The organism is Ignavibacteriota bacterium, assembly GCA_016716225.1.
Taxonomy (GTDB): domain Bacteria; phylum Bacteroidota; class Ignavibacteria; order Ignavibacteriales; family Melioribacteraceae.
On sequence record JADJWT010000001.1, the window covers coordinates 3900268 to 3915797 of the forward strand.

At 28.1% G+C, this 15530-nt stretch carries 11 protein-coding genes; 4 read left to right on the forward strand and 7 right to left on the reverse strand.

Going from position 1 to position 15530, the window contains the following annotated elements; translation table 11 throughout:
* Nucleotides 1-17 precede the first annotated feature (17 nt).
* On the reverse strand, nt 18-2090 hold the full coding sequence (locus tag IPM32_16770; protein ID MBK8946904.1) for a beta galactosidase jelly roll domain-containing protein: 2073 nt from the start codon (nt 2088-2090) through the stop codon (nt 18-20).
* A 26-nt stretch (nt 2091-2116) separates the two neighbouring features.
* Nucleotides 2117-4495 carry a glycosyl transferase family 36 gene (locus tag IPM32_16775; GenBank protein ID MBK8946905.1) on the reverse strand — a complete coding sequence of 793 codons (2379 nt, stop codon included), beginning with the start codon at nt 4493-4495 and terminating at the stop codon, nt 2117-2119.
* 922 nt (nt 4496-5417) lie between these two features.
* On the opposite strand from IPM32_16775, the gene IPM32_16780 reads away from it, so the two are divergent.
* Nucleotides 5418-5834 carry a hypothetical protein gene (locus IPM32_16780; protein ID MBK8946906.1) on the forward strand — a complete coding sequence of 139 codons (417 nt, stop codon included), beginning with the start codon at nt 5418-5420 and terminating at the stop codon, nt 5832-5834.
* A gap of 591 nt (nt 5835-6425) precedes the next feature.
* Here IPM32_16780 and IPM32_16785 read toward each other — a convergent pair.
* Nucleotides 6426-7076: a response regulator transcription factor gene (locus IPM32_16785; protein MBK8946907.1), complete on the reverse strand. Its 651-nt coding sequence runs from the start codon at nt 7074-7076 to the stop codon at nt 6426-6428.
* Nucleotides 7054-8193, reverse strand: a complete 1140-nt coding sequence (locus IPM32_16790) for a sensor histidine kinase (GenBank protein ID MBK8946908.1) — start codon at nt 8191-8193, stop codon at nt 7054-7056. Before IPM32_16790 ends, IPM32_16785 begins: the two co-directional genes overlap by 23 nt.
* A 205-nt stretch (nt 8194-8398) precedes the next feature.
* Here IPM32_16790 and IPM32_16795 point away from each other — a divergent pair, with 205 nt between their 5' ends.
* From IPM32_16795 to IPM32_16805, 3 genes are all read left to right on the forward strand, one after another.
* Nucleotides 8399-8659 carry a DUF3892 domain-containing protein gene (locus IPM32_16795; protein MBK8946909.1) on the forward strand — a complete coding sequence of 87 codons (261 nt, stop codon included), beginning with the start codon at nt 8399-8401 and terminating at the stop codon, nt 8657-8659.
* Between the two features lie 182 nt (nt 8660-8841).
* Nucleotides 8842-9822, forward strand: a complete 981-nt coding sequence (locus tag IPM32_16800; GenBank protein MBK8946910.1) for a hypothetical protein — start codon at nt 8842-8844, stop codon at nt 9820-9822.
* A gap of 422 nt (nt 9823-10244) precedes the next feature.
* Entirely contained in the window at nt 10245-10433 is a 189-nt protein-coding gene (locus tag IPM32_16805) for a hypothetical protein (protein MBK8946911.1), read from the forward strand.
* A gap of 84 nt (nt 10434-10517) precedes the next feature.
* Here IPM32_16805 and IPM32_16810 read toward each other — a convergent pair whose 3' ends face one another.
* The 3 genes from IPM32_16810 to IPM32_16820 form a co-directional block, all read right to left on the reverse strand.
* Nucleotides 10518-12839 (reverse strand): polysaccharide biosynthesis tyrosine autokinase, encoded by a 2322-nt coding sequence (locus tag IPM32_16810; GenBank protein ID MBK8946912.1) that lies wholly within the window; start codon nt 12837-12839, stop codon nt 10518-10520.
* Between the two features lie 16 nt (nt 12840-12855).
* Nucleotides 12856-13383, reverse strand: a complete 528-nt coding sequence (locus IPM32_16815) for an SLBB domain-containing protein (protein ID MBK8946913.1) — start codon at nt 13381-13383, stop codon at nt 12856-12858.
* A 143-nt stretch (nt 13384-13526) separates the two neighbouring features.
* Complete coding sequence (locus tag IPM32_16820; protein ID MBK8946914.1) at nt 13527-15392, reverse strand: hypothetical protein; 1866 nt, start codon at nt 15390-15392, stop codon at nt 13527-13529.
* Between the last annotated feature and the right edge of the window lie 138 nt (nt 15393-15530).

A 15530-nucleotide genomic window follows, 5' to 3' on the forward strand; every position in this document is an offset into this window, starting at 1 on the left:
AATATACACTTACGCATCTAAATTTTTATAACATTAATCAGAAAATGATTCTGTGAAACTATTTTATTTTTAATTTTTAACTTAAATGTAATTTCGTGTTTTCCCACATTAACCCAATTGGGAAGTTTAATTTCCATACTTTCAAAATTTTTGAACATTGTTGAATTTTGTCTAATATGCAAATCGGTTACATTTCCGCATTTTTTATTATCAACAAAAATTTCAACAGATGAATTTTTAATTTCATCATACGTATCATTGATAATATAAAAATCAAAATTGATTTTTGATTCCGTGAAATATTGATCTTGACGTAAATTTACTGAAAGCAAAATTGGTTCATAACATTCTTTAACTATTGAAAACCCTTTTTTCTTTTCGAGATAATAATCAACTACCGACCAAGTAATTGAAGGCCAACAATCAATAAACATAAATTGAAAAATTCCGGTTATACCACTTCCCTTTTTTCTTCGGTAAAAATGAATTGCTGTTTGCAAAAGATCAGCTTGATAATTTTGAGAATTTTCAACAAAATCATCAATAGAATTTCCCATTTGAATTTTGGCAATATTAAAAGTTGTATCTGGCTGAAAATCATGATATTTCCAATGATCAAAATCCGGTGGAAATAATTTATCAACTGGAATAAATTTTTCAAGAGATTTTTTATTCGGTAAACCTTGCGCACCAAACTCCGTAACTAATGGACCCATTGGTGCTGAAATGAAATGTTCTTTGTTTCCCCAATACCAGCCATCGTAGGGATGTTCTTCATAGTTTGAAGCTTTTCTGATTATGCGTGACTGATCTTGACTTTGCACTGCGTCAAATAAAAATTTATCTAAAGTATTGATTTGATTTCCAGGTTCATTGTGGCAGCACCAAAATGCAATTGAAGGATGATTATAAAACTGATTAACCATATCTTTAATTTGATTTACTGCATTTGCTGCAAATTTTTCTGATTCATCGTATGTCCATTGAAGTGCAAAATCTTGCCAAAGTAAAATTCCAATTTTGTCAAATTCTTCATAAAATTCTTTCCTATTAACATGAGCATGAATTCTAACAATATTAATATTTGCTTCTTTGATTAATGAAACAATTTTTTTAATTCTTTCTTCAGATAATTCACTTAAAAATTGTGTGGGAATTATATTTGTTCCGCGTAAGAATAATTCTTTATTATTTATATAGAATCTATTTTCGGAATCAATGTAAACTTTTCTAATTGCAAATTTTTTCGAATAATTAATAATTTTTTTTATGTTGATGTTGAGATCATACAATTCCGGCTTGTCCAAATCCCAACTCCACCAAAGCAAAGGATTTTTAATTTCAAAAAATAAATTTATACTTGAAGTGTTTGGATAAACTAAAAATTCTTGAGAAAATTCAGTTTTGTTATTCTTTGAATCAATTGCATTAAATGTTATTTCAGTTTTAAATGGATGAATTAAATTGGACTTATAAAAAATCTCAACATTTATTTTTGCGCATGATAAATTTTCACAAAGATTGGTTGTTATCTTTGTATTCACAATAAATATTTTTTCATTAATGAATAGTTCTACATCGTTCCAAATTCCGCCCGTGTTTTGGTCTTGTCCAAATTCCAAACTCCAAGCTCCGGGTCTGCAATCATGATGATTAAAAATACCCTTTATTAATTGTTTTTTGAGAGGCCAAACTTCACCGGGTTTTTCTTTGGGTGAATCTACTTTTACGATTAAAATATTTGTATCGTTAAATTTAAGTTTATCGGTGATATTAAAATCAAAAGATTGGAAATATCCTTCATGATTTCCCAAGTAATTTCCATTCAACCAAATATCAGCAAAATAATCAACACCGTTAAACTTCAATACTGATAAGGTATTTTTGAGTTTATCAAAATTCAATTTGAATGATTTTTTAAACCAAACAGTTCCCGAAAAATTATGTAATCCAGCTAACTCCCAATTTATAGGGAGTTTCATGGATTTGTTTTTATTTAATTGAAATAAAGAATTTACTTTTTCAAAATTTAGTTTTGAATTTTCATCTTCAACATAGTCCCAATTTCCGTTCAGCAAAATTTTAGGCATTTAAATTTTTTCCGAAATTTTATTTGTTAACCTAAATAAACATTAACTTTTACTTCTTTTTTACTTTCAACAAAAATAGTAGATGTGTTTACAATATTACCATCGATTTCAATTTTCTTAACGCCATCATTTACATTATTAGAATTGAAAACAGTAATAAAATAATTTGTACCTCTGAAATTTCTTTTTACTTTAAATTCATTCCAATGTTTAGGAATATGCGGATCAATAATCAATCCTTCATTTGAAGCCCTTATTCCAAGAATCCAATCAACAATAACTTTTTGATACCAAGAAGCAGAACCGGTGTACCAAGTCCAGCCAGCCATTCCATAATTAGGTGAATCCGGTCCGTCGATATTTCCGGGCATTACATAAGGTTCAGCAACATATTTATCAGGATTCATTCCGGAATAAATTGGACACATTTTTTTAAAAATATCATAAGCAGTTTCAGAATCATAGAGTAATGCATAAGCCCAAATTGACCAAGTTGCAGCATGAGAATAGACTCCGCCGTTTTCTCTTCTTCCCGCAGCATACCGTGACAGATAACCAATATATTTATCTGGTTTAGAATATGCCGGCTGTAAAAGTAATGCTCCATTATCCCTAAGTAAATGTTTGCGAACTGATTCCATTGCTTTTATTTTTTTATCATTTTCTGCAATATCGCTTATCACCGACCACGACTGAGGATTTAAATAAATTTTACCATCTTCGCATTCTTTACTTCCAATTTTTTCTCCCGAATCTTTTGTACCTCTGTAAAACCACTCTCCATCCCAAGCATACTTATTAAAGGATTTTTTTAATTCATCTTTAGCTGCAGTGAATTTATCATAAATTTCGTAATCACCTTTGAAAATTGTGTAAGGTAAAAATCTCTGAATTACATCATATAAAAATTCCGTAAGCCAAATCGATTCACCTTTCATTTCCAAACCGACAGCACTTAATCCATCATTCCAATCACCGGCACCAATTAAAGTCAATCCGCGTGGGCTTAATCTCGAAAGCACCTTATAAATTGCTTTTAGGCAATGCTCATAAATTGAATATTTTTTTTCCTTATCATCATAAAAAGGTTCTAAGTGATCTAAAATTTTTAAATCATTTGTTTCTTGGATATAATGCGAAAGAATATAAGGAAGCCAAAGTAAATCGTCTGTCATTTTTGTTTCCAAACCCGTTTCACTTATTGGATGCCACCAATGAAGTACAGTTCCGTCACTAATTTGATGACGTGCATGAAGTCTGATTTGTTTCTCGGTAAGTTTCGGATCAATTGGCAGAAATACTAAACTATCTTGAAGTTGATCTCTAAATCCAAATGCCCCGCTTTGTTGGTAATATGCAGTTCTTCCCCAAAGTCTTCCGGAAATTGCTTGATATCTTACCCATTTATTTACGAAAATATTCATCGCTTCATCAGGAGTTTCTATTTCCAATGAACCAAGAATTTCCGACCATTTATTTTTCACATTTGACAAAGCATTTTTAATTTGGTTTTCATCCCAAAATGAATTTACAATTTCAGCTATATCTTCCTCATTTTCTGCAAGTCCTAAATAATAACTTACATTTTCTTCATTACCAGGTTTTATGTTTAAATCAATTTTCAATGATGCAATCGAATCATAAAATTTCCCGCAAGTGTTTGATAATTTTCCGGATACAACAGCTTTTGGTTTTTCTAAATTTCCATAATTGCCCAAAAATGATTCTTTATCACATTCAAATTCTGAAACTTTTTTATTAGAAATGAAAAATGCAGAATACGGATAATCAATATTCCAATGACCTCTATCGCCCAAGGGAATATCCCAAATTCTCTTTTTCGCAATTATTCCGTTGAAATTTTCATTAAACTCTGTTTCCAAAAATTGTTTATGGAATTCTCTATGATGATCATTTGATGAGCCCAAAACCCATTCAAAGTAATTAATAATTGATAAATCAAAATCTTCTTCAGTTTCGTTTTTTATTTTGAAATCCCATATTTCCAAATTTTTATTAAAAGGGATAAAAACCAAAATCTCAATTTTTACTTTTTTGTATTCCGTAACAAATTTTGTGTAACCGATTCCATGAATACAATTGTAAAAATCTAAATCTGCTTTTACCGGATTCCAAGTCGGGCTCCAAATTTCACCAGTTTTATTATTTCTTAAATAGAAAAATTTTCCCCAATTATCTTGAATTAAATCTTGATGCCATCTCGTGATTCGGTTAAATTCAGAATGTTCATTCCAGCTAAAACCACCGCCGGTTTGAGAAAGAACAATTCCATAACTTCCGTTAGAAATTACATTTACCCAAGGTTTTGGAGTTTTAGGATTTTTGATTACATATTCAGAACCATCATCTGAAAAAAATCCATATTTTGTTTCAAATTTTGCCATGATAAATACCAGTTATTTTTTCAATAAATAAATGTAAGCGTTTACATATTTCTAACTTAGCCAAACTAAATTATTTTATCAAGCAATTATTTTTGGAAATGTATGAAAAACTTAAATGAATAATAGAATATCACGAATTTTCTCAAATAGTAAATTCTATGATTTTATTGATTTAGATTTTTATAAAATAAAAGGAGTGACTTTACTTTTTCTGCTTTAAAAAATTACTTTTTGCAGAATCCGTACAAAATACACTATCACCAAAATAATACCTAAAGTTACAGCATTTTTCAATTTCGAGACAAACAATAAGTTTATTTTCACAAATTTGTTTTGTTCTGCACATTTGTATTTTGGAATCTGATTTGGTTGATGAGATGTTAGATTGGGACATGTTTACCTTTTCTTTATTATTAAATAAAATTCCCTGACCTAAAAAAAGCTACGATGAACATCAAAATTATACAAATTTTAATATTTTTTAAATAAAAATTTGCATTGAAAATAATTTTTTACTTAATATTTAGTTTGAAATATTGTTATAAAATGAATTAATTATAGAATAAAAAAAGGCCTCCGAAACTTTCAATGACCTATAATCTAATAATTTCGGAGGCACAGGGGGTAATTGACTTTCGTTAAAAAAGTACGGTGAAAAAATATGAATTTATTTTTTCGAAAAAATCAGTATAAATACGTACTTATAATTTTATTTTACATAGTATAAAATATTTCAAATTCATTAAATAATTATACATTTCTTTCAAATTTTAATTTCCCAACAAGGATTTTGAGAAATATGTATACGTATAAATACTTACTTAATTCTTCCTTCCTAAAAAAAAATTGTTAAGTATAAATACTGATTTCTTAACGTTTATTTTTTAATAGATTCTCCACCTCACAAAAAAAAGGAGAAGTTATGAAAACTTTAATAATATTAATAATTCTTTCGAGTTTCAATTTTGGACAAGATGCTGGAAAAATTTTCTCATTGAAAGATGCTGAAAATCAGTTTGGTAATGTTATCGAGGAAAAAATTTTATCAACTGATGCATTTAAAAATGTACTGCAAAATACAACTAATAGTGTTATGTTTTGCATTCAAAATTCGGAATTAATAATTTTGGGAGATAACAGAACTCATTTGTACTCAAGTTCGTCTTATAGTGAAGAAAATAATACTTTTCATCTTTTCAGTAAAAGTAAAATTGTAGAATTGTTAAATCTTGGAGAAAGCAATAATTGTTTATTTCAAAAGAGAGAAAAAGCGTTTACAGTGCAAAATGGTCAGTTTATTTTAGAATTATCCTTACCTTGTCCTCCAAATTGTAACTGATGAAAACTTGGGAAATTATTGGTATTATTTCAATATTTATTTGGGCGATAGTACCAATTTTCTATCGCTCAAATAAACATTTTTATTTTTTTCTTATTTTTGCCATTAACGATTTATCTTCAATTTTAATAAGAATATTTTTTAGTTTTCCTACAACCGCGCTTTGGATTCCTTCAACATATTTAATTGTATTTAGTTTTGATAAGAACTTTCTTTTCAAATACAAATATTTTATTGGAGTAGGATTAATAATTGCTATTTTTCTGGGATTTAACTCCTCTATTACTTTTCAAATGTACTTTGTATTGGCATCCCAAATAATTCTTTTTTTTCTTTTTTCAAGATTTCTGATTTCTATTTATTTAAATGAAAATAGAATTGATATTTTTTATCTGACTATGATCTTTTATGAGGCATTAACAATATTTAAAATAATCGCATTTTTACATCAGCTTAGTTCGGGATTAAATATATATTTTGCAACAAATATAATTCAGATTTTGATTGGTTTATTTTTAATATATTTAAGTATTAAGAGAAATAGAAACTCAAATTTGGAAAGTAGTGAATTTTTGATTTAATAATAAATTTTCACTTTTTCATATTTTGTAAAACTGCATGTCTTATTAGTTGTCCAACCGAAGTAAATCCGTAAGTGCTCATAATTCTAGATCTGTGTGTATCAACTGTACGTTTAGAAATTTTTAACTCAATTGCAATTTGTTCGGTTGATAAACCTTCACCAATTAATTTTAAAATTTCAAGTTGCTTACTTGTTAATCCGAAAACAGATTTTTGTTTTTCTTTTCTTTCAATTTGCTCAAATCTTCCAATAATTTCACTCAGTTCAATTTCACTTTTGTTAACAAAATATTTGTTCCCTTTATTCACTTCCTTAATTGCATTCAGAAGTTCATCTCGCATAATATTTTTACTTAATAATCCCAAACCTCCGGATTTTAATATCGAATAAATAAAATCATCTCCGGTATATTGCGATAGGAATAAAATTTTTGCTTCTTTAAATTTATTAATTATCGTTGATGCAGCTTCCGGTCCGGATTTTATTGGCATATTTATATCTGTAACAATTACATCAGGCATAAGTTCAAAAAACTTTTTTTCTAAAGTTCTGCCGTCTTCTGCTTCGCCAACAATTAAAACATCGGGAGAATCTTTAAGTAAACTTATTATTCCTTCTCTAAATAATTTATGATCATCAGCAATTAAAACTCTTATCATAAATTTCATTCCTTAAAAACTTAATAAAAATTGTTGTACCTTCTCCGGGAGCGGAAATTATATTCATCTTACCTTCGTAATTTTCTGCTCTTTCTTTAATATTCAACAAACCGAGAGATGATCTTCCTTCCGATAAATATTCATCAACATTAAATCCTTTTCCGTCATCGGAAATAACTAATTTTATCTGCTCATCTTCTTGAATTAATTGAATAAAAAACTCTGAGCAATTTGAATGTTTAATAATATTGCTTATAGATTCTTGACAAATTCTATAAATATTTAATTCATATTCTTTATTAAGTGTTCCTAACTTATAATTTGTGCTAATAAATCCTTTAATATGATTTTTATTATTTATTGAATCTATTATCGAAGTTAATCCGGCAACCAATCCAAATTCATTCAAAATTCTTGGTCTTAGTTGATGTGAAATATCGCGTATTTCATTTGATAAATCTGCAATAAGATTTAGCATTTTATTAGTTTCCAATTCATCTCTCTTTTTTTCATTCTGCAATTTTTCTATCGAAAGTTTTAACATAAGTAAATTTTGCCCAACACTATCATGCAGTTCTTTACCCAATCTATTTTTTTCTTCTTCATTTACAGTTTCAACTTTTGCTTTTAATTGCTTTAAACTTTCTTGATTTTGCTTTATTAAAATTTCATACTTTATTCTTTGCGTAATATCTCTTAAATAAATATGGGTAAAATTGAATGTCTCGATTTCCTTTGTAACTGCACTGTAATATTTATCTTTATAAGAAATTTCAATATATTTTTCATTTCCTTCAGAATTACTGTAATTTTCAAATATATCAAAAATACTTTTTCCAATTATTTGATTGCCAAATTCAGATTGCGCACATTTGTTTAACTCTGTAATTACATAATTTTTATCAATCCTAATTACCGGATCAGGATCAACTTCTGCAAATAACGCCATAAGTTTTAGGTTTTTTAACTCAAGCTCAGCTTTATTCTTTCTTAACGGACTAATGTATTCTTTTTTAATTAAATAAATAATTATTACTAATAATACAATAATTGTAAGTCCGTATATAAGAGGATTATCAAGAGTAAAAAAAACACTAAAAATATCTGTAGGTTCCATAATTATTTTTTATTACCAAAAAAGTCTAATGATAAATTTATAAGTATAATTACTTACAATTTGAATAGAATATTTAATTTCATTCAAAAATAATTAAAAATGAAATTAAATAACGGAATTATATTTGATTTACTACGTACGTACTTCTACTGACGAATAAATTCATATTCTTTTTTATTTTAGCAGAAATTTAGTAGGAAGATAAATGATTAAAAGACGAGTTATTAGAAGCAGAAAGGAAAATGGTGATATTACTGCTCTTGGTAATCCGTTTGAATATTGGAATCCTAAAATTAAAAAAGATGTTATAGATGAAATTGAAACCGGGCTTTATAATTATTTTGTTGAATTAGAAAATAATACTGAAATAGAGATAAAAGTTGTTATTGACAAAAATGGTAAATATTTATCGACCGACCCGGATATAACAACACAAAATATTTTACTTACTTTACCAGATTGTTAAATTATTATAATAACTTAAAATATAAATTGGTTATCTTGAAGATATAATTTACTTTTTATATCTTAAGTCTAATTTAAATTAGTTGTTATTAATGATATTTATCACATTTTAATTTTTAAATATTAGTTATTTTGTTTTTAATGTTCGTTTAATTTTTCATTGATTAATTTAGATAATATTGAATGAAAGAAAATAATCTTTTACATTTAACGCACAAAATAAAGAATGAAACAATTACTCAAACCGAGATTAATTTCTTAATTGAACATACTTTTAAAATTGCTATATCATTTCTTAAGAATAATTATAAAGCTAAAATTAATCACAATTTATATTACCAAGATACAATTGAAGACCTTGCAATAGATTCAATTGTTCCACTTTTTATTAAAAATAACACGGGAATTTTAGGAATAAAAAGATCCCTGGAAAATTGGACTACACCAATAATTTCAGAAGAAGACGCAGCTTTTTTCTTTTCAAAAATTATTTGGAAAAGAACCGACCAAGCATTAACAAATTTAATAAAAGAAAAAGATCCGTTTTTCGAGAAAATTATTAAAAACCTAAATCTCTGCGTTGCAAAAAATAATTTGAAGAAATTAAGATATTTCGGCACAGTTTATATTGTTAGAGATGATTTAATAGAATTGGACAGCAATTTAATTAAATACGATTCATTCAGGCTTATTCCAAATGAAATTTTCGGATTTAAGCAAATTGTACTTTTTGATAAACTTTTTGAATATTTAAGAACTAAAACCGAATTTACTTTAGCTATTCCTCTTAATTTATTGGTAAGAAGAATTAAAGAATTTTATCTCGAAAATTCCCGATATAATGAAAATGAAATAGTTAACGAATATGATGAATTTATTTACGAAGATATACTAAAAAACGGATTAAATTCAATTCAAGAAAAAATTGATATTTTTTATATTCCTAATGAAAGATTATCGAAAGATGAAGCTGAATTAATGATGGCTTCATTTCATGATATTGCAAAAGATATGCTAAACGGCGAAATGAGCGGAAGTTTATTTGATTATTTGAAATTTAGGAACAATAATTTAACTTCTGAGCAATTCTATAAAAACTACCATACAATAATGAATAATCTTCTTAAAAACTTAAAAAAAACACTCACAGAATCACTTATCTAATTTTACAACATTTTCTTACCAAATTATTAAAGTTGACAAATCGTATTTTTTCTTCTTTTTTCATACTAAGTTATTAAAAAATAATTATTTACAGAAAACAAGCTGTTACAAATTTCATTTATTACTTTACTTTATATTATTTTTATAAATTATTTATTTGCAATAAGTTATCATTTTTACTATTTTAATTCTACTTGAATTTTATTTATTCTTGTTCTCTAAACTTTTATTCTGATTTTCCGATTATAATTTGACGTTTGAGGAGGAAAAATGGGGAATATAGATATTCTATTTCTTACAATATTATTAGTTTTATTTCTTATCGTAAATTTTACCTACAAAAGATTTCCGAGAAATAACGAGAAATTGTTAAAAATGTTAACTGAGGACAAATAATAATTTTTAAACTGAGGAGTACCATTTTGGAAAAAACAACTATTTTTAATTCAAGACTTCTGATCAACGAAAATTCGGATGATTTTATAAGTAAAACTCTTTTTGAAGAAGATCAACAAATTAAAGATGATGTAAAAAAACGAAAACTAACTTTAATTGGATTAGGTTCACTTTATATTGTTCTAATTTTAATATCTTTTACACTTCTTTCATAGGTAAAGCAGATTTAAAATAAAAAAGGTGATTGAAAAATCACCTTTTTATTAACATTCTTCCAATAACTACAATTTTACAAGCGATTAATTTTTAGGTTCATCCACCGGGTTAAAAGTTTTACTACTTTTTGCTTTACCATTTTGATTATGACCGTTTCTGGCATAAATATAAGCGTATTTATAATATGAACCATAACTATTCTGCAATTCGAAATTATTTAGTAAAGCACCGATAAATGAGCTATTTTGACCATTTTTAAGTAATGCAACGGCTTTATTCATTAAATCAGAGTCGGTGCTGTTTGCCGAAACAACTAAAATAGTTTCATCAACAAGTCTGGAAAGTATTTCTGCATCCGTAACCGTTAAAATTGGCGGTGAATCAATAATTATTATATCAAATTCATTTGTCAATTTTCTAAGAAAAGATTTCATCCCGCGCGAATCCAATATTTCAGATGGATTTGGAGGAATTGTTCCGGCTGTAATTATTGAGAGATTTTCCACACCGGATTTTCTTTCAATTTCTTCAAATGAAGCACGACCAATAAAATAATCTGTAAATCCAGGAAATCTCTTTTCATTAAAAATACTGTGTACTCTTGGTTTTCTTAAATCGCAATCTAAAATTACAGTTCGTTTATTCGCCATTGCAAAACTTCCGGCAAGATTAACAGCAATAGTTGATTTTCCTTCTCCAGGTGCTGATGAAGTAATTAAAATTGATTTTGCTTCACCATCTACCATTGAATAACGGATTCTTGTTCTAATTGCCTTAAACGCCTCGCTCGCAACAGAATCGGCATTATCAGATATAATAAATTCCTTACCCTTTTTATTTGCTTCCCCGCTGATTGTTTTAACCTTTGGAACCCAGCCGAGCAAATTAATATTTTTATTTTCAATATCTTCCGGAGTTTTAATTCGTCTATCAAAATAATTTAATACTAAAGCATAACCAACAGCTAATCCAAGACCAAGAACCAGTCCGATTAGAATAATAAGTTTTCTATTCGGTTTTGCGGGTTCTTTTGGTGTTCGTGCAAAATTCAATACTAATACAGAACCAGTGGTTGATTGTTCATTAATAAGAGCTTCTTGATACTTTTCTTCAAGCAACAAATATAATTTTTCATTTGCAAGCTGTTCTCTCTGAAGCCTAGCTAAACCGATTGTTTTTTCTGGTAATGTCTGAAATCTATTTTCATACCCGTTTAAAAAACCGCGTAATTTATTATACGTTGCTTCGTGAGCTTGAAATTTTACCTGTTCTTCAAATATCTTTTGGGTAAGAGTTTTTATTTCTTCGGGACTTGCGGCAAGAATAGTTGCTTTATATTCCTGCATGCTTTCTTTTAGTTTCTTTTTTAGATCTGCTAATTTATCATCAAACTGTTTTATTAATTGTGGATTGGCTGCTGCATTTTTTGAGGAATTTGAAAGTGCGATATCCTTTTGTGTTTCAACCTCGGCAATTTGCTCTTGAAGTCTTAACAAATATGGTTCGGTAGTTTTGTTATCCAAATATTCGGATATAGTCGGGTCTTTCCTTTTAAGTTCATCCTTATACTGATTTAAATTTTCTCTTGCAATAGATAATTCAACTTGAGCTGAATTAACTTTTGTTTCAAGATCAGTAATTGTTTCAATTAATGCTTTCGCCTGCTCGCCCAACTCAACAACTCCGCCGGTTCTCTGATAATTTGTTAATCTATCTTCCGACTGCATCAATTCGTCTAATTTTTCAGTTCGCTGATTAAACAAAAATTCTTTAACCTTTGAAACTTGTTTTCTATTATCAAGTAAGTTGAATTCTCTATAAACTTTTGTATAAGTATTTGCAATGAGAGCAGCTTCATATGGAGATGGCGATTCAACAGAAATCTCAATAAAATCCAATCCTCTTTTCTGTTCAACAGATACTTTACTATCCAAAACTTTTAGAATATTATCATACGATTTTAAACCTTTTTTCTCATCACCAAAATAATCCTTATCAACAACCAGCGAAAACATTTCATTATTTTTTGAGGTGATGAATGAATCCATAATTTCAGTTGCAACTTGTTCGGTTATCGTGATATTTTTTATCGTTTCAATTTCGTTTGCAATAAATCTATCCGCTTGTGTACCGCCGCCAAATTCAGGTAAAAATGAGGAAGCATCTAAAATACTTCCCTGTGGTTCTGAGATTTTTAAAACTGTATTAGCTTGATAAATATCCGTAGCAGTGGCTGCATAAATTATTGCTAAAATTAAAATTGTTAACGAAATAACCATTACGCTGATTAAATGATGCCTTATTATATTTACATAATCCTTTAGGCTGTGCGTTTCTTCTTCAGAAATTAAATCTTTGAGATAAGAAATATTATTTCCTTCCGGATTATTATTTTGTAAAGCCAATTTTTTACTCCAAATCTTATTTACTATTGTTAATTGTGAGTATTAATACAGAAAGTGCACTTAAAACTGATACTACTGAAAGTGAAAGACCAAGCCAATCCAAGAAATATAATCTCGGTTCACCTGGAATAACAAGAATATCACTTGGTTTTATTTGAGGAACTTTTTTATACTTTCCATCCAAACCATCTTCCCACATCAGATCATTATAATCAAATGGAATCATAACCTCTTTGTTATTTTCAATTCTGTAAATTCTTAGTTCATCCAAATTGGAATCATCCATTGGCCCACCAACAAATGATATTAAATCCACAACATTTGTATATTCAGGGATAATATATCTACCCGGATAACGAACAAATCCCCAAACAGAAACGCTAATATTTATTGCTTCCGGATCAGAATAATCATAAAAACCACCATAGATACTTCTACGCATATTGTCTGCCCATGGTGTTCCTAATTCATAGTTTCTTTCTTGAGCAAAACTTACAATTTGTATGGTTACAAGAAAAAGAAATATCTTAAAATTAAACTTCATTCTAATACCTATATATTTTATTAAAATTAAAATAATTTATTATTGTTGATATTTTCTAAACGAAAAGATACAAATTTTTTGTAAAAAAGAAGTGTAAAAATAAAAAAATATGTCTTATAATAATTCAGATGTCTCTCTTTATATTAAATTCCATAACCTAATGTAAGTGAAAAATCTCTGAATAAATTTGATTTGTATTTCCCGATACCAATTCTTTGCTCAAAATCAATATATTGAAAGTGAGCTTTCAACCAAACCTCATGTGAAAATTCGTATTCAGTATCAATACCGTAATATGTATAATTTTTTCTATCACGAATATTATCCGTAAATAAAAAATGCGGCTGCGGTATCGTTACTTGATATGCTCTATTGCCTAATGCTTCTGTTCCCTTACGAATGTATTGTGTCCAAACTTTGAAATTCAATCCTCTGAAAATTGTATAATCAATGGCACCATAAATCATATCCGCATTGTCACCAATCCAATGACCCATTAAAGTTGATGAACTTTCATAAGTTAGTGTTGGAATAAAATGTCTGTAATTACCCGGATATACTTTTGTATACTCTAAAGTGATATCAAGATTATTAATTGGAAGATCAACAATATTCCCGCCAAAAGTGAAAGCCATTTTATAGTACTGTGTTTGCGGATCAAACAATCCATCCGGTGTTAATTCATCTGCATGAAAATTAACGTAAAGGTGAGCATTTTTTATGTGATTTCTTGAACTAAGGGATAAAAATAATTGTGTACTTGAACCGGCATAATTATCATTACGCATCAAATATTCATCTCCAAGATCAAAAAACATAAAGGGGATTAAATAAACAATTTGAAGCTCATCAGCATAAACAACTGATTCACCGATTGAAAGTTCTAAATTTTCATAAGGGATAAAGGTTGCAGAATGCAGTGCAATAAATTTTGATTTATAACTATATCTATCAGTATTTCCGTATTCCGCATAGCGCCATGTTGAATAATAAGAACTTGAATCAATTACATCAGAATTAAGCCAAGCATGAATGTAATTAAAGCTGAACCATTCTGCTGGTTTAACACTTAATTTCAAATATGGAAATGATGGGGCTCTATCAGATAAAACTACTTTACCGTTTTCACCATATCCCCAATTCAAATAATTTTTACCAAATACAAACGAACCCCAGCTCCAGCTTACACCAAGATCGGCATTTACAGTTGGATATTCAAGTCTTTCCGAATCGGAAAAAAGTAAATCTATTGCGCGTTTATTTGAAAATCTGTTGTACAGATTATCAATATATCCTGGTGTTTGTCTTGTATGTTTCAGTTCAAAATTGAAGCCCAAAATATCCCCGAATTCTCCGTTAAATTTTACTCCGGCAAAAATATTATCATAAGCTTTTGTTTCCCATTTCCCATTTTCGTAACCTAAAACCGGACTAACATTTAACCGCATCAAATTATTTTCATAACCCAAAACTCTAAATCGTTCATATTCATCTTTAGCAAATAATGTTAATTTATCTTTTGTTGTAATTTCATCATTGGTTCTAACTTCAAACTGCCAGCTTTTATCAAATAAATCTCTTTTTTCTTCTAAATCATTTGAAGTTTGTTCATTGTCATTTGTAATTTGCTCACTGTCATTTATCTCATTGTTTTCATCTTCAATCTTTTTAATTACTTCCTCTCCTAACTCTTTTTCTGAATTCTGAATTCTGAATTCTGAATTCTTTTTTTTCACTTCGTATCCATACTCCGACTCATAAAATTCCAATTCATCCTTTTGTAAATTAGTAAGCTCACTAAAATTTGCACGGGCTTCAACTAATTTTTCAGCAACATATTTTCTAGAAATAGGTTTTACAAGGTCATCATATTTTATAATTCCTTTTTGAGCAAGTTTGGAAAGAAAATCATAAATATTATTTTCAATATTTACATTAGATTCTTGCGCAAATGATAATATTGCAGTTGCAAATAAAAATAAGATTATAAATAATTTTTTCGAGTTCATTCTTTCCTAAACTAAGTTAATTTGTTAAAGTTATTTTTGCAATAATTTTATAAAAATTACCAATGTATGTGCTTAATATCCAAGCACAATTCAAAAACTTTTCCGAAGCTGTGATTTATTCATCATTATTATTTTAAG

Bases quoted from the DNA above. Each gene is read 5' to 3' on its own strand.
- IPM32_16770 (MBK8946904.1), bottom strand. From the start codon at position 2,090: ATGCCTAAAATTTTGCTGAACGGAAATTGGGACTATGTTGAAGATGAA.
- IPM32_16775 (MBK8946905.1), bottom strand. From the start codon at position 4,495: ATGGCAAAATTTGAAACAAAATATGGATTTTTTTCAGATGATGGTTCT.
- IPM32_16780 (MBK8946906.1), top strand. From the start codon at position 5,418: ATGAAAACTTTAATAATATTAATAATTCTTTCGAGTTTCAATTTTGGA.
- IPM32_16785 (MBK8946907.1), bottom strand. From the start codon at position 7,076: ATGATAAGAGTTTTAATTGCTGATGATCATAAATTATTTAGAGAAGGA.
- IPM32_16790 (MBK8946908.1), bottom strand. From the start codon at position 8,193: ATGGAACCTACAGATATTTTTAGTGTTTTTTTTACTCTTGATAATCCT.
- IPM32_16795 (MBK8946909.1), top strand. From the start codon at position 8,399: ATGATTAAAAGACGAGTTATTAGAAGCAGAAAGGAAAATGGTGATATT.
- IPM32_16800 (MBK8946910.1), top strand. From the start codon at position 8,842: ATGAAAGAAAATAATCTTTTACATTTAACGCACAAAATAAAGAATGAA.
- IPM32_16815 (MBK8946913.1), bottom strand. From the start codon at position 13,383: ATGAAGTTTAATTTTAAGATATTTCTTTTTCTTGTAACCATACAAATT.
- IPM32_16820 (MBK8946914.1), bottom strand. From the start codon at position 15,392: ATGAACTCGAAAAAATTATTTATAATCTTATTTTTATTTGCAACTGCA.